Genomic DNA, 20,013 nt, shown 5'->3' on the forward strand with positions numbered 1-20,013 from the left:
CAGGCTGCACAGCCAGGAGTGAGTAGATAGGAATCAAGGATAACATATGAGCTTGTTACGAAGAAGGAATGGATAGCGGGGATCATCAACTAGCCGCGGGAAACAGAGCCTGCCAGCACTGAATTCATGAATAAGGGAGTGTTCTCGTATGAAAGGAAAGCTGCTTTTTTCCCAAATTGGTTATGTTTATGTGCCAACATCCAATATTGATGAGTCCATTGATTGGTATACCAGAAACTTGAATTTGCAGCTGCAAAACAAGTTTGAGGACCGTGGTTCTTACATTGCTGTGATGCATCATCCCCATAAACATTCTATCGCCTTACTGCTAATTGAGACTGAAGATACACACAGGCTGGAGATAGCACGTAACGGCAAGCCGTATCCAATTATGGCTATCAACTGCCCGGACATCGAACACACTCACAGCTTTCTGAAGCAAAACGGTATACAAGCAGAGGACATTCAGACGTTAGGCGCAGGAGAAGCGAAGTATTTTTACTTCCGTGACAATCAAGGCAATCTGCTTGAAGCTGCGTGGTCGATATGGGATATGCAGGATGTGATTAAGGATGGTTATCTGCCAGCTGATGATTCGCAGCACTGAATTATGCTTCGGAGAGGGAGTGCGATGAGAAAACTGCTGGTCGTAATGTCGGGGGTGTTAGTGTTATCTAATGCCATTTGGGGGTATCTTTATTGGTCTCGGACGGTTTCAGAACAGACGATTCCGATTGCAGAAGACGAATTGTCGTTATATACAATGAGCGGAAGCGGTCATTTGTGGGAGATTACAGGCCATAAGATTCTGATTTCATCCGATAAGATCATGAGAGGTAGGGGTAAGCTGACATACAAGGGTGAACCGTACGATTTGGAGAATAGCCGTTATATAGAAATAACCTTCCGGGAAAGTACACCTGATGGCAGAATGGAAACGGTTTCTTCTAATGAGTACCGATCGCTTGACGGTCCGGTCTCTATATTAGCTAATGTCGAGCAGCTAGGGTCTATGACCAGTCCGTATTCATCTGGGGAGTTCAACAAAACAAAGATGGATTACGAGAATACGGTAATGGAAGTGACTTGGGAAGATGATCGGGGTCAAATGCAAACTGAGATTGTTGAGCTTGATATAGAGGGTGAGATTATCTTGTAATCTCGTTCATTGTGTTGAGGTGATTTATGAAAGAAATCTATTTAATACGACACTGCAAGGCAGCGGGACAGGAACCCAAGACTGTATTAACCGAGGAAGGGGCTTTGCAGGCAGAGCAGCTAGTGGAGTTCTTTGGCAGCCTCTCCATTGACTATATCGTATCCAGTCCCTTTACTAGGGCAATAGCTTCCATAGAGCCTCTAGCGAATATTCGGCAATTAAAGATTCACTTGGATGAACGCTTAACTGAAAGAGTGCTGTCGTCGGAGAATTTGAACGATTGGTTGGAGCAGTTGAAGACGACCTACGAAGATTATGATAAAAGATTGATTGGCGGAGAAACGTCCAGGGAAGCGAGGCAGCGGGGAGTCTCAGTCATAGATGAGGTCATTAGTATGCCAATACGGAGAGCAATAGTGGTCACACACGGAAATCTGATGTCTCTTATATTACAACATTATACAGGGAATTTCGGATTTGAGGACTGGCTTGCACTGTCTAACCCGGACATCTTTAAACTAACCTATGAAGAGGCCTCGGGAACTTTGTCCGCAAGCAGAGAGGCAATAGCCGGTCAATAAATCAGCATAAGTAACGCTTGTAAACCAAGGTAAAATTTTGTTAAAAAATATGTTGCGGACTGCTGACAGATTCGCATGACCAGTTGTATAATCATGGAAGATATCGACAAGCACACGACCTGGCATAAGATTAACGTATCTTCAGCCGGGTCGTGTGCGTTTACTCACCGGCTCTAACCTAGCAGCATACATCCTTGAAGAGACATCGATAAATGAAACGATAGAGGAGATGTGAAGATGAGCTTGGAAGCAGCGAAGATGGATCTAAAGATGAAGGACATTACGGGTTCCAGTATTAAAGAGGTCAATGCCGAGGGTCTGGAGATAGATAATGTCAACATGGCCAAATCCACAATTAATAACACCAATATGAGCGGCATGACAATTAATGATGTCAATGGCGGAGAGATGAAGCTCAGCAACATTAATTTATCAGGAACCTCTATCCAGCATGCTAATATGAGTCATATGAGTATCGATCATGTACACCTCTTCGGTACCGAATTCAAGAACATCGTCCTGCCTCAGGAAGGCGACGGTAACTATAACCCCGAGGGAAATTACAAGCCGATTGTGTTCAGTAATTGCAACCTGAGCAATATGGAGATCAATAACTGTGATATTACGGGCTTAAAGATTAACGGTATCTTAATAGAAGAACTGCTGAATAAACAAATAGTTAAGTAAGGCGTAACCGCTTGCCGGTTGTTCCAGGGAGCTCAGATAGCTGGCTATCGACGACTCCCTGGATTTATTTTATTTGGAGGAGCGGTAATGAAGAAGGCGGAAGGGAACAAAAGTCATTTCTTGTTATTATTTTCAGGAGAAGTCTGGGGAAATATAGCAAGCGTCTGCTGCAGACGAAGAATTTTATGAAAGAGATTAAAGAATCGCACTAGGAGAGTGAATGTAATTGAACGAAAAACAAGAACGGGTAGAAATTTCCTCGGGTTCTCCTTGGGAACCAATAGTAGGATACTGCAGAGCTGTCAGAGTAGGGAACATTGTTGAGGTAGCGGGAACAACTGCTATGCGTGACGGAAAAGTGGTTGGAGCGGGAGATCCCTATCAGCAGACGGTCCATATTCTCAAGGTGATACAAGATGCTCTGCAGCAGGCGGGGGCCTCCATGGAACAGGTAGTCAGAACCAGGATGTATGTGACTGACATCTCCCAGTGGGAGGAGATCGGGAGAGCGCACGGTGAGTTCTTCCGGAATACCCGCCCGGTATCCACTATGGTAGAAGTCAAGGCGTTGATAGATCCGGAGCTCCTTGTTGAGATAGAAGCACAAGCCATTATTAATTAGCACAGGTTGGAATTATTATTGGAACTCTATATAAGGAAATCGTAATGACGGATGATAAGTCGTGGAGTGAGTATAATGACATTCTTAAGCAAATTAACTAATAAAAGCATTGCACCGCTCGTGACTGCACTGCTGTCTTACGCCTTTCTAGGTATTCTCGTATCACCTCTGAGTACCGCAGCAATTTCGCTAATATATCTGGCTATGCTCACAGTTAGCTGTTTGGCTTTTACCTACACAAGCAATGGCAGATGGTACAGTGTTATGTCCGGCACGCTCATCACAATTGTGTTCCTGGTTCTCCTGTTAATCTTGCGGAGCGTGCTCCCTTCTGGATCTGGTGTGGAAGAGGAGAACTATTTGATAGGATTCATGTTATTGACAGTCGGTTTGCCTGCTGTCTGCATGATGATTATAGTCAGCAATGTGCTGGGAACAGGATTCGCTTTCATCTTCAGGAGGCGGCTCAGAGTGATGAAGCGCAGCGTATACAGGCTCCTCACTAGCGGCTAAACTGGCATGACGACCACCTGAGAGGGAGGATTAGTTTATGCAACAGCTGACAAGGTGAAGAGGTTGGATGAGTAGATTGTTACAGCAGCTAATGGAAGACAATATTATTAGTGAAACAACGTTAGAAAGCGAGCAAAGCGCATGAGTTTTGTAATTGAACTGCTGGTCGAATTTATAGCTGAGATGTTCTCGTATAAGAGTGCAGGCCGGGTGGATCGGTATCGCCTCAGAAGAAGAATCAAGAAGCTCGCAAAGGAATACGAATGGTTTGACCGATTGAACCAAAATCCGGAGAACAATAAGGTATTTCTAGAAAACGTTGCGATCCAAGCATTGATTCTGGATACGAATTATATGAGGAGTATTGACCTTAACCTCTCGGAGCGGGCAAAGTTTGAGCACAAGGTGGAAGATAGAGCGAATAGCAAAATGGAGGAGGACATGTAGATGAGCGAAATCCATTCAAATCCAATAGGGCCTTTCAAGCTTATGAGAATCCTCCACTGGACGTCATACATACGTGGATTAGTGAGATTGAGAAGACGCCAGTCATGCTGAGAAATTTCGTAGAACAGCTGAATGATGATGAGCTGGATACCCCGTATCGTGCGGGAGGCTGGACCGTTAGACAGGTTGTTCACCATATCGCAGATAACAATATGAACGCGTATTTCAGATTTAAGCGGGCACTGACAGAGGATTGTCCTCTCGTTCCTTCGTACCAACAGGATAAGTGGGCAGATCTAGCGGATTATATGATGCCTGCAAATTGTTCATTGTCGTTGATCGATGCCATCTATTCCCGGTTTGTCACCCTCTTGAAATCTCTAAATCATGAAGATTTCCATCGAACGATGAATAGTGAAGCCTTCGGGATGTTGCGGCTGGACACCGCAGTCCAGCGATTCTTAAGGCATGACAGGCATCATCTGGAACAGATACGGGGTGTCAAGCAGATATAATAATCTGCAGTTAACAGCCTCTTGTTAATAAGCAGGTTTTGTAAAGTTGAGGAAATCCTGACCAAAGCTCATCATCAATGAGGTGTTTTGAGCATGACTAGAATCTATGGGAGGTTCTTTATGGATAACATGCAGAAGGAAGTACTGATTCGGCAGTATATCAACGCCTATAATAACTTCGATGTAGAAGGTATGCTCAACGTGTTACATCAGGATATTGTCTTTCGTAATTACTCGAACAACGTCATGGAAATAGAGACCACAGGTATCGAGCAGTTCCGCCAGTTGGCCGAACAAGGAGCGAAGCTGTTTGCAGAGCGACGTCAGACGATTGATGAGATTCAGACGGTAGAGAACAACATGAAAGTGACCGTGGATTTCGAAGGCGTGCTGGCTGCCGATATGCCAAGCGGACTCAAAGCCGGTTCAAGAATAAATCTGAAGGGACTATCCCTCTTTGAGTTTATAGATGGCCGGATTTCCCGAATAGAGGATTATAGTTGAGAAGGTTACCATGACAACGATTATATATTTCGTGAGGCATGCAGAATCCCCCTATGTTGAAGGCAAGGATCGGACCAGAGGGCTGTCAGAGCAGGGCTGCAGTTAAGCAAAATCTGTTACAACAGTATGCAGGCAGGAAAATCGTAAACGGCACACATGGCGATATTATGACCTTGATGATGAATTTCTTTGACCCGCGTGTCGGATCGGCGTTCTGGCAGTCCACTACCATGCCGGGCATCTACTGGTTAACGTTGAGCGAATGCCGTTTGAAGAGTATCCGATATAGAGAAATCACCAATTCATTCATAGGGTTACAAAGGGGTGAATGCTGTGCGGATCTTAGCACTGCTCTTAAGTTTCATGTTCATTGGAACGTCTGCATGCTTGGCTGATTGGGCTTATAACTTTGTCGTATATGACGGAAACAGTTATCAGGTTACAGACGATGTTATGGATGAGGCTGATATAGCCAAACGGGTGGGTGAGGTTACCCGGTATTCGGATGAAGAGGGAACTTACAGCGGTAATTTCTCGAATGCATTCCCAGTTGGGACACAATATTACGCCATTCAAGGAATTGCAGCCGATTAGGCCATTGCTGTTCAAACCGGTCAGCACACCTACTTGCGGGCAGGGTATATTGGGAAATAACCTGTGCGAAGAAGAGACGGCAACGATAGGAGGTGAGGGGATGATGAGCGAAAATGGTGTATTTCTGCAATGGATCGAGCTTGACAGGAAGCGCTATCCTTCCGCGAATAAGTATCCGTTCAACCTCCCGGCAATCCGTCAGCTGGACAAGCTCAGATTTCATCCCAAGGTAACCTATATAGCTGGCGAGAATGGCATGGGCAAATCAACCTTGATGGAGTCTATCGCCGTAGCCTGGGGTTTTAATCCGGAGGGAGGAACCAAGAATTATAACTTCTCCACACGGATGACCCATTCCCCCTTGCATGAGTACGTTCGACCGGTTCGTGGTGTGAGATCACCAAGAGACGGATTTTTCTTCCGTGCGGAAAGCTACTACAATCTGGCATCGAATATAGATGATATGGATCAGGAACCTTCGTTCGGTCCGCCCATTAGAGACTCTTATGGAGGAAAATCACTTCACGAACAGTCGCATGGCGAGTCTTTCTTCGCTGCTTTTATCCACCGGTTTGGCGGGCAGGGACTCTATATATTGGATGAGCCGGAAGCTGCACTGTCTCCGGTCCGCCAGATGGCCATGCTGTCCCGTATACATGAACTCGTTTTGCAGGACAGCCAGTTTATTATCTCCACCCATTCCCCAATCGTTATGGCTTATCCCGATTCCCTGATCTATTATCTGACACCAGATGGAATTGAGGTAAGAACCTTAGAAGAGACTGACCACTATATTGTCATGAAGGAATTCGTTAATCGCAAGGATAAGATGCTTCGCGAACTGTTAGATAACGTTCAAGATTGACTGGAGGAGAAGACGTACACAACATGAGACAGCTAGCAAAAGTTTCCTGCGGCATATTATTGTTTACAGCAGCGTTTCTTACACTATGGATTTTCTTTTACATTTGCGCGGATAATTATACGTTTCATCTCAGTGTCACCAATATCAATCTGGCATCGGTTGAGGCCGTTCAGACAATGTTCCGGATCAGTGTTATAGCATCTCTATTTTTGGCCTTGCTAATAAGTGTGATCACGATCATAACTTACTTCCGGTTAGTCAGACGATTTTATCTGTTTAACGTATTAATGGTTGTTATCCTAATTGCTGCGGCGGTTTATATCATGCAGACGGATAACTATATCCCTTTTGTGAGAGACATTGATTCTTACTAAGCTAGGGAGGTGTTCGAGTTGAAGGTCGAGTCGCTGGATCATATTGTGCTGACGGTAGCGAATATTGAGAAGAGCATAGCGTTCTATACCGGGCTGCTTGGGATGAAGGAGGTTACCTTTGGCGGCGGCCGCAAGGCTTTGGCATTTGGGGATCAGAAGATCAATCTCCATGAACATGGCAAGGAATTCGAGCCCAAGGCATTGAGTCCCCGGCCAGGATCGGCTGATTTATGTTTCGTTACGGGAACTCCGGTCGAGCAGTATGCTGATTTCTTGAGCAGCCATGGTGTTGTCATTGAAGAAGGACCGGTTAGCAGAACGGGGGCGAAGGGGAGTATACGGTCTATCTACCTCCGAGACCCTGACGGCAACCTGCTCGAACTGTCCAACTATGAATAACTCTAAGAACAGGCACGGCATAGATTACACCTCGCTTGAGTATCTCAAGAACGGGAGCCATGAGCAGGCAGAAGTATATGAACTTCTGGTACAGCTTAATATCTTCGAGCAGCTGCGTGACTATAATCCCATACTAGCCGGGACTGTCCCGATTGGCATTAATCTTTCCTCCAGTGATCTAGATATCATATGTGAGGTATATGAGCCTGAAACGTTCGCTAAAGTTGTGAGTCAACTATATGGTGAAGAGGAAGGATTTAGTGTTCGAAGCAGGACGGTTGATGGAGTGCACCGGGTTGTTAGCAGTTTTGTCTGCAGGAATTGGACAATCGAGCTGTTCGGCCAGCCTATTCCAACTACACAGCAAAACGCTTACCGGCATATGATCGTAGAAGCGAGAGTCCTCTCCATATGGGGAGACAAAGCCAGGGATAGGATTATTGAGCTGAAACGAAGCGGATTAAAGACTGAACCAGCTTTTGCCCGAATGCTCGGAATTAGCGGTGATCCCTATCAGGCCCTGCTTGATATGTATGATTGGGATAATGAAAGGTTGAGAGATTATATACATAGACACAATCTGGTGTGATATTACCGTATCCTTCCTGTAGAAACGTTATTTAATGCAAGCCTGAGGGCAGAAAGAGAGCGAATATGGATAATCAGGAACTTTATCTAATTACAAGTTTGGATGGGTATACCCCCAATATCGGTCGGCTTGTGAGTATGATGAATTACGTCCGTTACACAACGGTCAAGAGCGTTGAAGGGTTAACTATTGATCAATTGGATTATTTAATAGACGATACCTCTAACTCCATTGGAGCTTTGCTTCACCATATAGCGGCAGTCGATTATTACTACCGGATAGTAACTATGGAAGGCAGGGAACCGTCTAAGGAAGAACTCGCCTTCTGGGATCCGGCGCTGGATCTCGGTGACGCGGCCAGAGAGAAAATCAAAGGTCACCCGCTCAGTTATTACCTCAATCTGCTACAACAGGAGCGTTCCCTCACACTACTCGGCATGAAATCGAGAGATGACAGCTGGCTGGAAATCCAAAAGCCCTTTGACGGGAAGCCGTCCAATATCCAATTCAGCTGGTTTCATGTCATGGAGGATGAAATAAATCACCGGGGACAGAACAGATGGATGGCGAAACGGATCAAACGCATGGAATAGAGGGGGGCACCAATTATGCAGCTAAAATGGCTGGAATGGGCCAAGCAGATTCAGGCGATTAGTCAGGCGGGGCTGGAATATTCCAGGGATGTCTATGATCTCGAGAGGTTTGAGCAGCTGCGTTCCTTGAGCATAACCATTATGCAAGAGTACGTAGGGGTTGAGACTGAGCAAATTCGGGAGCTGTTTGCGAGTGAGACAGGCTACGCGACCCCCAAGGTAGACATTCGGGCTGTCGTGTTCAAGGAAGATCAGATATTACTAGTTCGGGAGCGTGTTGACGGTGCTTGGGCGCTGCCCGGCGGCTGGGCGGATATTGGCCTGTCACCGATGGAAGTAGCGGTCAAAGAAGTGAAGGAAGAGTCGGGCTATGATGTTGTACCGGTCCGGTTACTAGGTGTCCATGACAAGAAGTTTCACGATCATCCGCCGTCACCTTATCATGTCTATAAATTCTTTATACTCTGCAGGCTTGTAGGCGGGGAAGCTCAGGAAAGCAGTGAGACGATGGGCGCTGCATTTTACAGAGAAGACAATCTGCCTGAGCTCTCAATTGAACGCAATACGGAGCGGCAGATCCGGGGGCTGTTCGAATTCCTGCGTGACCCGTCCCGTGAGGTTTTTTGTGACTAAAAGTTTTACGCCGGCAATGTTGGCGCCGATACAGGAAAGGAGAAGTTAAGGAGCATACTCTTCAATATGATGGCAAGCTGCTTGAAGACGAAGAGCTTAACGCTTCTTAGGAGAGTAAGTATGGACGTTAAGATAATGGAGATTAGTGATGGACAAACGCGTGAACAGATCGCTGCCCTGAGTGGTGAAATTATGGTCTCCAGAGGCCGAGTTCATCGTTTGCGGAGCCTGCCAGGATATGTTGTAAGACATGAACAAGAACTGGCTGGCTGTATTTTGTACTATATGGCTAACTCGGAGTGCGAGATTGTGTCGCTCGACAGTCAGGTAGAAAATAGGGGAATTGGCACCAAGCTGATCCAATCGGTAATTGAACGCGCAAAGCGGGAGAACTGCAAGCGAATTTGGCTTATTACATCCAATGATAATATCCGGGCGATACGGTTTTATCAGAAACGCGGATTCGATATGGCAGCGGTTCACCGGAATGCAATAACAGAAGCAAGAATTATTAAACCCACTATTCCGCTTCTAGGTTACGATGATATTCCGGTTAAACATGAAGTAGAGTTTGAGCTGCTGCTGTAATGCAATTTAGACCGGCAAAACTGCTGCCATTACAGGGATACATAATCGTATTGAGGTGAATAAATGTCGCAGATTCTACCATCCGAATCAATCGTTAGAGCCATTACAGCTTCGGAATCGGATTACATGCTCGACCGCATGACGGCGATCCAGGCCCGGTCGGGTAATCCGGAAGGAGTGGAAATCGGGCAATTCGGCAGCGCCTTGTGTTTGTACAGCGCAGCGATGCCATGGCCTTCTTTCAATACGGTAAAAGGATTTACCTCTGATGATCTGCCATTCCTGGATGATATTCTAGCGTTCTATACATCCAAGGCTCGCAATGCCCAGTTCGAGATAGTTCCGGGATTGATGGATGGACCATCGCTGCAGGCGCTGGCTGAACGGGGCTTTCATCAATCGGGCTGCCATACTTCATTATATAGAGAGCCAAGTCCAGACCTAACGATAGACAATAGAGAGATTGTTGTAAAAGAACTAGAAGAGGGCGAATTCGAGCTGTACGCCACGCTGCACTGCCGGGGTACAGGCTTGCCGGATAACGGGATACCTCATGTGGCTGCTAATAACAAGGTTCTCTATCATCGTCCGGGCTGGAAATTTCTGATCGCATATCTGAACGGCACTCCCGCAGCTACAGCAGTGATGTACCAGAATAATGGCGCTGCCTCCCTGACCTTCGCGGCGACTCTGCCGGAGCACCGGGGACGAGGCCTGCAAGCCGCTCTCATACAGAGAAGGATTGTTGCAGCAGCTGAAGCTAACAGCAAGATCGTAGTCGGCCAGTGTTCCTTCCTGTCGCAGAGCCATCGAAACATGGAGCGCGCGGGCATGAGAATCGGCTACATTCGCACAACATGGACAGCAGGACAGGGCCGCAGCTAGCCGGCTGCCTATCAACAATCTTGTAATTGACGCTGTACTTCGTCGAAGTCGGCACGATCATAGGGCGGCGAATTAGTTGATGGCTGCTGCATTTTAAAGGAGAACAAGTATGAACCGATATACCCGCCGTATCGATCAGGTCATCCGGTATATGGAGGACAACCTGTCACAGAAAATCTCGCTGGACCAGCTGGCGGAGATTTCGCTATTTTCCAAGTATCACTTCTCTCGGATCTTCAGTTCGGTCACCGGTTCAACGCCGCTCGCTTACTTAACTGTGATACGGCTTAACCGCGCAGCGCGCCATCTGATCGAAACTGATATGAGTATCCTGGACATTTCCGTCCAATGCGGGTTTGATTCCTTGTCTAATTTCAACGCAGCTTTCAAGAAACACTTCCACAAGACACCAAGCCAGCTGAGAAAAGAATATCTCCAGAACCGCAATATACCGTCAGTAGACGGCAATAAGCAGGGAGAACCAGCCAACCCTCCGCGCTATGATGAAGATGTTCATCATTCACTGATCAGGAGGGTTTGGCAAATGAACATAACGATTACCGAACTGAAGGACATGGAAGTCGCTTATGTAAGGCACGTTGGAAGTTATCTGGATACCTATCAGGCTTGGGGAATAATAGTTCATGGGCTGCAGGCAGAGACTTCTTCCCGCCGTCACATATGTACATTGGCATCTCGCTTGATGATCCAAGCGTTACAGAGGAGTACGCCTGCAGGTATGATGCCTGTGTCACCATTCCGCCGGATGCAAGGGAAGAGGGAGGCTCGGAGGTGGAATTCCGCACACTGCCCGGAGGTCTGTACGGCCTGTATTCCTTCTATGATACAATTGACAAACTGGCCATCGCCTACCAAAGCATATATGGCCAGTGGCTTCCTAACAGCATCTATGAACCGGATGACAGGCACTGCCTGGAGTTCTGCATGAACAATCCTGCCGAGGACCCGGAGGGCAAGGCAAAGATTGATCTGTATATTCCACTCGTGCCAAGAGAATAAGGCCTTGCCCTTGACCCTTACGCTGCGTGATCCATTAGAGTAGGGTCGAGGGAGCGTGATAGATATGGAGCTTGTTTTAGCAAATACACTTGAACATTATGAACATTTATATGCGATGAATGAAGGCAGAGAGGATTATTTTCGCTATCAGATGATGAAGCCCTTCGAGAAGATGTGGAGCGCCATTCAAGTACCGCTGCAGGCCAAGCAGCCGGGCGGCTATGACGTGGTGATGGCAGCCGGTATGCTTGGTTACTTGCCTCTGTCAGAGACGGCAATGGGAAGGACTGCCGTGAAGATGCTAAGGGAGCGGCATGCCATGGAGACAGCGCAGGATACCTTGAGGCATTGTCTTGCCTACGCAGAGAAGCACAACCTGAACTGCCGTGCGGATCGGCTGGTGTTTGGGCTGTATGTTGCCGATCCGGTCAAGCTGGAGCTGCAGCATGGTTATACGGGTTTTGGAGGGATTCCAGGCTTCATACAGATTATGATTTACCCCAATGCCTATAATCTGCCGCGGCTGCCCGCAGTTATAGCACATGAGTTTCATCATAATATCCGGTTCTCTTACTTTGACTGGGATCATGGTAATGTAACTGTCGGTGATTATCTGGTCATTGAAGGCCTGGCAGAATCATTCGCACAGGAGCTGTATGGAGAAGCATTACTGGGGCCCTGGGTGACTTCGATGAACCAAGAGGACCTGGCCTATTCTCTGGAAGTTATGAAGGATGCATTAACTATCAAAGGCTTCGGAGAGGTCAGCAGCTATATGTTTGGAGACACATTCGCACGTGAGCAGGGGTACCAGCCGGTCGGGTTATCTTCTTTTGCCGGATATTCGGTAGGCTATCATGTTGTGCAATCTTTCCTGAAAAAGAATCAGATTGGAATAGAAGAGGCCACATTGCTCAGTACTGAAGAGATTATTCGTGAGAGCGGGCTGTTTGGATGAGTTATCTTGACCGCGTATTAACAGGAGGGAACGGAGCGTACTGTGTCTTTTAACAGAATAACGGAACATATTGAGAAAACACGGCAGGCGGTGAGGGCCTCGGCCGCTGCGGCTTATATCATCCACAAGGGAAATGTGGTTCACGAGTGGTACACCGGTACGCACAGCCATAATCAGCACAGCCGCCGGGTTGATGCAAGATCTCAGTTCCATGCAGCATCCGTGAGAAAAACGTATCTGGGACTTGCTGTTAGCCTGGCAGTAAGTGAATGTAAGATCAGCAGCATTGATGAGCCTGCTGCCCGCTATCTGAATGCGGCTGAACAAGCTGATCTTGATAGTAGGGACGTGACGATCCGGCATCTGCTCACCCATACGCATGGACTGATGGACACAGGCACATGTCAGTTTGAGCCGGGCACAAGGTGGGCCTATAACAATGCAGGCGTAGACCTGCTTATTCGAATTATTCGGAATGTATATGACAAACCGCTGGCCAGTTTGCTGAAGGAGCGTGTTTTTGATCCTTGTGAATTGCATGATACGGGCTGGCGCAGCAGAGAAGATGAATTGCTGGTCTGGCAGGGAGGACCATATTGTTCAGAAGACGGCAGCGAGGCAAACCTCTTCGTCAGTGCAAGGGAGCTGGCGATCTGGGGACAGCTTCATCTGGCGAAGGGTATGGTTCAGGGGAAGCAAATCCTTCCATCCGCTGTAATTGAACAAGCCACAACGACGATAACGCCTGACTGGCTGGCGGACTCTTCGCCAAGGAATGGCTTTTTATGGTATTATCAAGACAGACCACGAGAGCTATCCGAGATAGGACCAAGCGTTCCAGCGGGTTCCTATCAAGCGCTGGGGATGTCGGGCTGCACTTGCCTGGTAATACCGGAATGCCAGCTGGTGTGTGTTCGCATGCTGAACCAGTCGGGACCTAATCCGCCTGGATATGACTATCTGAGGGATATCAGAGATTATGGCGATCTGGTCTACCAATGCGTATCCCAATCGATAATGTGAAGGTAGAGAGGAACCCTAACGTTCATGAACAAGGAAGACATCATCAAGCTGATCGGGGAGCGCTCCCTCTTCTCAGCAGAGGCTGATATACAGCCTGTCTACAGAGGGATGTCCGGTGACGGAAAATTTCTCGTTACAGAATGTGCCGGTAAAGATCTTGCTAACCGTTATCTCTTACGGACCTTTCCTACGGACCTTGAAGAACGTAAGCAGATAGAATTCGACCTCATGGCCAAGCTGCACAGCAGCGGTATCCGGTGTGCCAAGCCGCTGGCTACCGGCCGGTTGACCTCTGAGCTGGGTTACACGATTGTCTCTTACATAGAAGGCCAGGAAGCAGCGGAGGTCATCACCGGATTAACACAGCGGGAGCAGTATCAAATCGGGCTGGACGCCGGAACAGAACTGGGGAAAATTCACGATTTTGCCGCCCCTGCATTAGCAGAATCCTGGTGTGAACGCAAAACCGCCAAGCATAGAAGATACATAGAGGCCTATACGAAGCAGAGTGTCCGGATACCCCATGATGATAAAGTAATGTCATTCATCGAACAGAACCTGCCGCTCATGCAGGGCAGGCCCGATTGTCTGCAGCATGATGATTACCATCTCGCCAACCTAGTGATAAGGGACGGGAAGCTGGCCGGCGTTATCGATTTTGAGAGATATGACTGGGGCGACCCGGTCCATGATTTTCTGAAGCTTGGAATGTTCTGTACGGAGCTCAGCATGCCATATTCGATCGGCCAGATCGATGGCTACCATAGGCAGCAGCCGCCCACGGAGCTGTTCTGGAGACTGTATGCTTTATACATTGCCATGTGCCTGTTTTCTTCTGTTGTATGGACGCTTCAGGTTCAGCCAGACAACATGAATGCCATGATGCTGAAGATTAACCGAGTGCTGGATGATCATGATAATTTTGAACGGATTAAGCCAGCATGGTATCCATCGACATAATAGGATCGGAGTGGTTGCATTGATCAGAGCGTGCAAGGCTAATGACTTAGGCATGATTCATACAATTATTAATGATGCGGCGCAAGCCTACCGGGGAATTATACCGGCTGACCGCTACCATAAGCCTTACATGCCGGAAAACGAGCTGCAGCGGGAAATACAGGATGGCGTAGAGTTCTGGGGGTACGAGGAGGATGGCGAGCTGATCGGTGTGATGGGCATTCAGGATAAGGGAGATGTCACGTTAATCAGGCACGCTTATGTGCGGACAACAAGCAGAAGCAAAGGAATTGGTACCCGGCTGCTCCGCCACCTTACCGGGAGATCCGATAAGCCTGTGCTTATTGGCACTTGGGCAGCTGCCGATTGGGCCATCCGATTTTACCGCAACAATGGGTTTGAGCTAGTATCGCAAGAGGAGAAGAACATCCTGCTGAAGCAGTATTGGCAAATACCGGAGCGGCAGGTGGAAACATCGGTTGTTCTGACGAGCCGGAGAAGTGCTGTATAGATTTCCCTAAATCTTGAAAGGAGTGATGCAGTATGAGAACGAACATTCAACAGCTGTTAACGGTTATAGCGGAGGAGAAGCAAGGCAGGTTATAACGGTAGAGGAGCCAGGTGTCTGGATTCCTCTGCCGCAATAAGAGGAGGAATTCTGGTAGATGATCACATTACGAAGCATTGATAAGACAAATTGGCAGGCCTGCATCGAGCTTAAGCCGAAGGAGGGGCAGGAAGGGTTTGTCGCATCTAACCTGTACTCATTAGCAGAGTCGCATTTTCATGGGTATGTCTGTAAGAGTATTTATAAGGACGAAGATATGATCGGGTTTGTCATGTACGGCATCGACGCTGACGATGGTAATTACTGGATTGGAAGATTCATGATTGAGGGCGACCGCCAGGGTCATGGCTACGGCTCAGAGGCCCTTCAGTTGGTCATGGAAGAGATACGCCAGATGAAGGACCGCTCAGCAGTACTGAAGCTTGGCTATAATCCGGAAAATCATGCGGCTGGCAAGCTGTATGCTAGAGCCGGTTTTGTTGAGGAAGGAATCGCGCCTTGGGGCGAAATGGTTGCAAGCTATTCGTTTGACGATCAATAGGTAAGAGGATTTCTAGTAAACAAGGGGCGTGTTAAGACATGTGCCCCTTGTTTTTATCCATTTTATAGGCATTCAACAGATGGTGACAAGGAGTTGAACACATAGATGGGGTATATAAATGAGCTCAGATCGCTGGTAGGAACAAGGCCGTTGATTATGGCAGGGGCCTGTGTAATCGTATTGAATTCGCAAGGGCACATTCTGCTGCAGAAACGGTCCGACAGCCTGGACTGGGGGACGATTGGCGGCGCCATGGAGCTCGGGGAATCGTTCGAGGAGACCGCTGCGCGAGAGCTGTATGAAGAAGCAGGCCTGACAGCTAGCTCGTATACATTCGTTGCTCTCCTGTCGGGCAAGGATATGTATTACCGTTATCCTCATGGCGATGAAATTTACAATGCGTTGGCTGTATTTGAAGCGCATGGGGTGGAGGGGAAACCCGTCATTCAAGATGACGAGGGGCTGGAGCTTGCTTATTTTCCGCTTGATCGCCCAATCCCAGACCTCAATCCATTCTCGGAATTGATTCTAAGAAGAACCGGTTACATTCCATATACAGATGCAGCGGAGGAACGAAGGAGTGAACCGATCATATTGCGTTCTATATAGAGGAGAAGGATTTCGAAGAAGCGGTCCAGGTGTTAAGAGGGCATGATGTGCCGATTGTGCGCGGACCAGTTAAGCGCGGAGCTGGCTGGACCATTAATTTTTTGGATCCGGATGGAACCGAATTGGAGCTGCACACGTCTACATTACAGGAACGAATGAAAGGTTGGACTTCGTGATGGGAGATAACAAGCACCACATGGTGGATGGACGGTTGGCATCGAATCTGGAGGCTTACTTTGGGGAGCAGTATCACTGTCATACCGTTATCTTGTACGGCTCGTATGCAACCGGAGATGAAACTCCCGAAAGTGATATCGATGTGGTTGCCTTTACGGACGAGGTTTTAGTATCACACGATAATAAGATGTTAGAAGGAAAACCGCTGGATGCCTGGTTTTATCCAACCTCAGCTATGGCTAATACGGCTGATTTTTTACGCATAAAAGACGGCGAAGCGCTCATCGATCAGAGAGGCTTGGGGCGCGGTTTATTGGCTGCTGTGCAAGAACGGTTTGCGGCTGGACCTGAGAGAGTTGATCGAGAAGAGCTTATCTTTCTATGTGATTGGCTTCTCAAAATGGTTAAGCGGTCCCTTAAGGGAGATGCCGAAGGGAACTACCGTTATCATTGGCTGCTGACAGACTCGCTCGAAATCTACGGTAAAGCCTCTAACCAGTGGTACATGGGGCCTAAGCAAACGCTTAAATGGCTTGAACGCCACGATAAGGCTGCGTACGATTTGTTCTGCAATGCCCTGAGAAGAGACGCCGCTGATTCTGATATCTATCGATTAATCAAGCATGTAAGGGGAGCTGCCGGACTACAAACATCTTTTGGTGCTTAAGAAGGGATAGGTAGCAGGTTTGCACAAAATTAATAAACGCATCGCCGTGGAATCGCTTCTGTTTCCTCTAGTTGTCTATCTTGTATATGCGACCTATCAAGTTATAGGTGGATTTCTGATGACCATTTACTACGTCCCTGATATTGTAAATGAATATGAATCAGTGGATTATCTGCAGCATAAGGTCAGCTTTGGGGTAGTCTATCGATTGGAGTGGGGCGGTTTGGCGGGCGGCTTATTAGCTTGGTTAAGCTTATCATGGGTCTATTATATTGTCCGATACTGGTGGAAGTTTAAAAGGCAGCGCTGATTGGAGAGAAGCAGATGATACCTTTCTTTGCATACAACTGGCAGGTTCGAGACGAGTGGTTTGACCGGCTGCAGCCTGTTTCGCATGAAGAACTAATTCGTGATCGTACAGGCGGGGTAGGCTCGATCTTAGAGACAATATTTCATATTGTTCATGTGGAATACAGCTGGATTCAAGCAGCTGCAGGAGTGACGGTTGCCGACCCGGATTACAATGAGTACAATCAACTTCAATTAATCAGACAGCTGTCTGATGGTTACAGACCTTTCATACAACGATTCCTAGAGAACAGATCCGCTGAACATGACCTTCGTCTAGTTACTGTTCCGTGGTCGACTGAAACACTGTATGAGGGTGAAATCCTTCGTCATGTCATCGCTCACGAGATCCATCATATGGGGCAGCTGTCTGTCTGGGCCAAAGAACTGGACATTAAGCCGGTCTCGGCAAATCTAATTAACCGGGGGTTATTTGTTCAGTAGGGTAAAAAGCTAGGAGGGATAGTATGAACACTGAACAGGAGCTGCGGGAGATCAAAGAGACATTGAAGTCGATCGATGAACGTCTTGCCGTTTTGGAAAATAGTGATGGCGACGCGCGGCCCTTTTGGCTGAACTTCTTGATTGCCTTTGTGGTTGTGTTTGTTGGGATCTTACTCATAGTTGGTATTAGCGTATTTATTGGAAAGGGATAGGGACTTTGGCTTACGTACGCAAGGAAATATTCGTGAAGGCTCCAATTGAAGCTTGTTTTGATGCGGCCCGTAATATTGAGATTCATTCGAAGACAGTGTGGAGGCATACGCGTGAACGGGCTGTTGGAGGGGTTACTGCAGGATTAATCGGCGACGGGGAGACGGTTACCTTTGAAGCGAGACATTTTGGCATCCGGCAGCAGCTGCAGGCTAAGGTTACGGAGTACAACAGGCCCTATATGTTTGCAGACACAATGCTAAAGGGGGCCTTCAAGCATATGACGCACACGCATCTGTTCAAGGAAACAGATGGCGGAACAATAATGACGGATATTCTGGACTTTTCTTCACCGTTTGGCATCGTAGGCAGACTATTCGACAGGCTGGTTCTGGAGCGGTATATGACCTCATTTATCACCTATCGGCAGGTTAAGCTGAAGGAGCTTCTGGAGCAGTCAAGAGAAGTGGTAGAAGTTCGCCTGATGAATGAACATGCGCAGGATGAGCCTGTCTTCGGGAAAGGGTTCCTGTGGGCGAGCTTATGGCGCAGAAAGTGAGTGGTTATGAAGAAAGCCACCATTATCATTAGTTCGCTTGTCCTGATTGCTGTAGTTCTCTTCCTCTACACGACGTTTAAGCCGTCAGCGGTTGATAAAGAAATTACCAGTGTGATCTACTCCACCGAGGAAGGTGTCGAGAAGCAGTCGGTTGTCCAGCTGGTTGGAAGCGTGCAGCGTCATTCCTTCAGCAGCCGTGTTTTCCAAGGCAGGCTGACTGTCGATCACGATCTGGCCTATGATGTAAAGCTATCTGAATCGGGCAGCGGGTTCTTCGGCACGATTGTATTCTCTGACAGTTACATTGATATTCAAACGAAGGGTACTGTATATGCGTCCAAGGAGCTGGATCGGATATGGATCTGGCTCGATGAGCTCGATAAGCGGTATGACATGGAGAATGGATACATAGCTGGTCCTGCCAGCACGCAGGCTGAAGCCAATGACATTGCCCGCTCGTTAATAGAAGGGCAGTAACATAACCGGCCATGTCCAGGACAACTAACATTAATAAGGCATGTACGGAAAGGGGAAAGCATGGATCAGATCGCAATCATATCCGATATACATGGCAATATGCCTGCTTTGGAAGCGGTGCTGAAGGACATCGAGGAACGAGGCGTCCAGACTATCTTCTGTCTCGGTGACTTAATCGGCAAGGGACCTAGCTCGGATGCTGTGGTTGATCTTATTCGCCACAGATGTGAGCAGGTCATACAGGGCAATTGGGATGATTTTATAACCAGACCCTGCGAGAGTGAGACCTTGAAATGGCATCAGCGGCTGCTTGGGGAGGAACGTCTGGCCTATCTGGCTGCGCTTCCCTTCTCTATAGAATTCATGATGAGCGGCAAGCTCGTGAGATTGTACCATGCATCTCCAAGAAGCTTGTACGAGCGTACGCAGCCCTGGGATTCGCTCGATCAGCGTCTATCGCTGTTCGAAGGGTCCGAGCTGTGCCCGAGCCACTCGGCGGCAGAGCTGGCCGGTTACGGCGATATTCATAATGCCTATCTGCAGCATCTGAACGGCAAAACCTTGTTCAACGTTGGCAGTGTCGGCAATCCGCTGGATATCACCCAGGCCTCCTATGTTATTTTGCAGGGCAAGTTAAACAGCTTAGAACAGGAAGCGATTCAGCTGCAGTTTGTCAGAGTGCCCTATGATATCGAGCAATCCATCAGCGATGCGATCGAAGCAGAGATGCCGGATTTGGAAGCTTATAGTAAAGAATTGCGGACCGGTATTTATAGGGGAATTAGTTAATCCTCCCTGTTATTTTTAGCGAAACTTTATAGAGTTTTTCAGGATATGATGTATAATTATGGAAATGACACACGCATTATTACATACCCGATCTTTAATAAGAGCTATCTGGGTC

Annotated in this window: 32 protein-coding genes and 2 pseudogenes; all 34 read left to right on the forward strand. The window is 47.7% G+C overall.

Annotated elements, in window-relative coordinates:
- The first annotated feature begins 148 nt into the window (after positions 1-148).
- The 34 genes and pseudogenes from L1N82_RS20745 to L1N82_RS20915 all read left to right on the forward strand — a co-directional run bounded on the left by L1N82_RS20745 (position 149) and on the right by L1N82_RS20915 (position 19,898).
- Positions 149-607 carry a VOC family protein gene (locus L1N82_RS20745; RefSeq protein WP_235289377.1) on the forward strand — a complete coding sequence of 153 codons (459 nt, stop codon included), beginning with the start codon at positions 149-151 and terminating at the stop codon, positions 605-607.
- Positions 608-631: 24 nt separating this feature from the next.
- A complete protein-coding gene (locus tag L1N82_RS20750; RefSeq protein WP_235289378.1) occupies positions 632-1,159 on the forward strand; it encodes a hypothetical protein in 528 nt (175 codons plus the stop codon).
- 26 nt (positions 1,160-1,185) lie between these two features.
- Positions 1,186-1,740, forward strand: a complete 555-nt coding sequence (locus L1N82_RS20755; protein WP_235289379.1) for a histidine phosphatase family protein — start codon at positions 1,186-1,188, stop codon at positions 1,738-1,740.
- A 237-nt stretch (positions 1,741-1,977) separates the two neighbouring features.
- Entirely contained in the window at positions 1,978-2,427 is a 450-nt protein-coding gene (locus tag L1N82_RS20760; RefSeq protein ID WP_235289380.1) for a pentapeptide repeat-containing protein, read from the forward strand.
- Between the two features lie 226 nt (positions 2,428-2,653).
- On the forward strand, positions 2,654-3,049 hold the full coding sequence (locus tag L1N82_RS20765) for a RidA family protein (RefSeq protein ID WP_235289381.1): 396 nt from the start codon (positions 2,654-2,656) through the stop codon (positions 3,047-3,049).
- A 75-nt stretch (positions 3,050-3,124) separates the two neighbouring features.
- A complete protein-coding gene (locus L1N82_RS20770) occupies positions 3,125-3,562 on the forward strand; it encodes a hypothetical protein (protein ID WP_235289382.1) in 438 nt (145 codons plus the stop codon).
- A gap of 141 nt (positions 3,563-3,703) precedes the next feature.
- A complete protein-coding gene (locus L1N82_RS20775) occupies positions 3,704-4,009 on the forward strand; it encodes a hypothetical protein (RefSeq protein ID WP_235289383.1) in 306 nt (101 codons plus the stop codon).
- 86 nt (positions 4,010-4,095) lie between these two features.
- Positions 4,096-4,524 carry a YfiT family bacillithiol transferase gene (locus tag L1N82_RS20780; protein ID WP_235289418.1) on the forward strand — a complete coding sequence of 143 codons (429 nt, stop codon included), beginning with the start codon at positions 4,096-4,098 and terminating at the stop codon, positions 4,522-4,524.
- A 120-nt stretch (positions 4,525-4,644) separates the two neighbouring features.
- A complete protein-coding gene (locus L1N82_RS20785) occupies positions 4,645-5,028 on the forward strand; it encodes a nuclear transport factor 2 family protein (RefSeq protein WP_235289384.1) in 384 nt (127 codons plus the stop codon).
- A 333-nt stretch (positions 5,029-5,361) separates the two neighbouring features.
- Positions 5,362-5,622 carry a hypothetical protein gene (locus L1N82_RS20795; protein WP_235289422.1) on the forward strand — a complete coding sequence of 87 codons (261 nt, stop codon included), beginning with the start codon at positions 5,362-5,364 and terminating at the stop codon, positions 5,620-5,622.
- Positions 5,623-5,722: 100 nt separating this feature from the next.
- Positions 5,723-6,487, forward strand: coding sequence for an AAA family ATPase (locus L1N82_RS20800; protein ID WP_407946796.1), 765 nt, complete (start codon positions 5,723-5,725; stop codon positions 6,485-6,487).
- Between the two features lie 23 nt (positions 6,488-6,510).
- A complete protein-coding gene (locus L1N82_RS20805) occupies positions 6,511-6,861 on the forward strand; it encodes a hypothetical protein (protein WP_235289385.1) in 351 nt (116 codons plus the stop codon).
- An 18-nt stretch (positions 6,862-6,879) separates the two neighbouring features.
- A complete protein-coding gene (locus L1N82_RS20810; RefSeq protein ID WP_235289386.1) occupies positions 6,880-7,260 on the forward strand; it encodes a VOC family protein in 381 nt (126 codons plus the stop codon).
- Positions 7,253-7,849 (forward strand): DUF4269 domain-containing protein, encoded by a 597-nt coding sequence (locus L1N82_RS20815; protein WP_235289387.1) that lies wholly within the window; start codon positions 7,253-7,255, stop codon positions 7,847-7,849. Before L1N82_RS20810 ends, L1N82_RS20815 begins: the two co-directional genes overlap by 8 nt.
- Positions 7,850-7,914: 65 nt before the next feature.
- Positions 7,915-8,442, forward strand: coding sequence for a DinB family protein (locus tag L1N82_RS20820; RefSeq protein WP_407946797.1), 528 nt, complete (start codon positions 7,915-7,917; stop codon positions 8,440-8,442).
- A 15-nt stretch (positions 8,443-8,457) separates the two neighbouring features.
- The gene (locus tag L1N82_RS20825; RefSeq protein WP_235289389.1) at positions 8,458-9,075 is read left to right on the forward strand and encodes an NUDIX hydrolase; all 618 of its coding nucleotides are present in this window, start codon (positions 8,458-8,460) and stop codon (positions 9,073-9,075) included.
- Positions 9,076-9,195: 120 nt separating this feature from the next.
- Positions 9,196-9,663 (forward strand): GNAT family N-acetyltransferase, encoded by a 468-nt coding sequence (locus tag L1N82_RS20830; protein WP_235289390.1) that lies wholly within the window; start codon positions 9,196-9,198, stop codon positions 9,661-9,663.
- A gap of 63 nt (positions 9,664-9,726) precedes the next feature.
- Positions 9,727-10,548, forward strand: a complete 822-nt coding sequence (locus tag L1N82_RS20835) for a GNAT family N-acetyltransferase (RefSeq protein WP_235289391.1) — start codon at positions 9,727-9,729, stop codon at positions 10,546-10,548.
- Positions 10,549-10,699: 151 nt separating this feature from the next.
- Positions 10,700-10,924: pseudogene (locus L1N82_RS20840) on the forward strand (helix-turn-helix domain-containing protein); the annotation flags it as partial.
- Positions 10,925-11,229: 305 nt separating this feature from the next.
- Entirely contained in the window at positions 11,230-11,568 is a 339-nt protein-coding gene (locus L1N82_RS20845) for an AraC family transcriptional regulator (RefSeq protein ID WP_235289392.1), read from the forward strand.
- Between the two features lie 64 nt (positions 11,569-11,632).
- A complete protein-coding gene (locus tag L1N82_RS20850; RefSeq protein ID WP_235289393.1) occupies positions 11,633-12,526 on the forward strand; it encodes a DUF2268 domain-containing protein in 894 nt (297 codons plus the stop codon).
- 42 nt (positions 12,527-12,568) lie between these two features.
- Entirely contained in the window at positions 12,569-13,549 is a 981-nt protein-coding gene (locus L1N82_RS20855; RefSeq protein ID WP_235289394.1) for a serine hydrolase domain-containing protein, read from the forward strand.
- Positions 13,550-13,573: 24 nt separating this feature from the next.
- A complete protein-coding gene (locus L1N82_RS20860; RefSeq protein WP_235289395.1) occupies positions 13,574-14,509 on the forward strand; it encodes a phosphotransferase family protein in 936 nt (311 codons plus the stop codon).
- Positions 14,510-14,561: 52 nt separating this feature from the next.
- Positions 14,562-15,020, forward strand: a complete 459-nt coding sequence (locus L1N82_RS20865; RefSeq protein ID WP_235289396.1) for a GNAT family N-acetyltransferase — start codon at positions 14,562-14,564, stop codon at positions 15,018-15,020.
- A gap of 154 nt (positions 15,021-15,174) precedes the next feature.
- The gene (locus L1N82_RS20870; protein WP_235289397.1) at positions 15,175-15,618 is read left to right on the forward strand and encodes a GNAT family N-acetyltransferase; all 444 of its coding nucleotides are present in this window, start codon (positions 15,175-15,177) and stop codon (positions 15,616-15,618) included.
- Positions 15,619-15,723: 105 nt separating this feature from the next.
- The gene (locus L1N82_RS20875) at positions 15,724-16,227 is read left to right on the forward strand and encodes an NUDIX hydrolase (protein ID WP_235289398.1); all 504 of its coding nucleotides are present in this window, start codon (positions 15,724-15,726) and stop codon (positions 16,225-16,227) included.
- Positions 16,206-16,403, forward strand: a pseudogene (locus L1N82_RS20880) (VOC family protein); the annotation flags it as partial. The gene L1N82_RS20875 and the pseudogene L1N82_RS20880, both read left to right, overlap by 22 nt.
- On the forward strand, positions 16,403-17,071 hold the full coding sequence (locus tag L1N82_RS20885) for a nucleotidyltransferase domain-containing protein (protein WP_235289399.1): 669 nt from the start codon (positions 16,403-16,405) through the stop codon (positions 17,069-17,071). The pseudogene L1N82_RS20880 and the gene L1N82_RS20885, both read left to right, overlap by 1 nt.
- A 118-nt stretch (positions 17,072-17,189) precedes the next feature.
- Positions 17,190-17,381 (forward strand): hypothetical protein, encoded by a 192-nt coding sequence (locus L1N82_RS20890; RefSeq protein ID WP_235289400.1) that lies wholly within the window; start codon positions 17,190-17,192, stop codon positions 17,379-17,381.
- A 14-nt stretch (positions 17,382-17,395) separates the two neighbouring features.
- Positions 17,396-17,863 (forward strand): DinB family protein, encoded by a 468-nt coding sequence (locus L1N82_RS20895; protein ID WP_235289401.1) that lies wholly within the window; start codon positions 17,396-17,398, stop codon positions 17,861-17,863.
- 23 nt (positions 17,864-17,886) lie between these two features.
- Positions 17,887-18,075, forward strand: coding sequence for a hypothetical protein (locus tag L1N82_RS20900; RefSeq protein ID WP_235289402.1), 189 nt, complete (start codon positions 17,887-17,889; stop codon positions 18,073-18,075).
- 5 nt (positions 18,076-18,080) lie between these two features.
- A complete protein-coding gene (locus L1N82_RS20905) occupies positions 18,081-18,632 on the forward strand; it encodes an SRPBCC family protein (RefSeq protein ID WP_328284507.1) in 552 nt (183 codons plus the stop codon).
- Positions 18,633-18,638: 6 nt separating this feature from the next.
- Positions 18,639-19,109: a hypothetical protein gene (locus L1N82_RS20910; protein ID WP_235289403.1), complete on the forward strand. Its 471-nt coding sequence runs from the start codon at positions 18,639-18,641 to the stop codon at positions 19,107-19,109.
- A gap of 60 nt (positions 19,110-19,169) precedes the next feature.
- Positions 19,170-19,898: a metallophosphoesterase family protein gene (locus tag L1N82_RS20915; RefSeq protein WP_235289404.1), complete on the forward strand. Its 729-nt coding sequence runs from the start codon at positions 19,170-19,172 to the stop codon at positions 19,896-19,898.
- Positions 19,899-20,013: the final 115 nt, after the last annotated feature.

The organism is Paenibacillus tarimensis (assembly GCF_021532315.1).
Taxonomy (GTDB): Bacteria; Bacillota; Bacilli; order Paenibacillales; family Paenibacillaceae; genus Paenibacillus_I; species Paenibacillus_I tarimensis.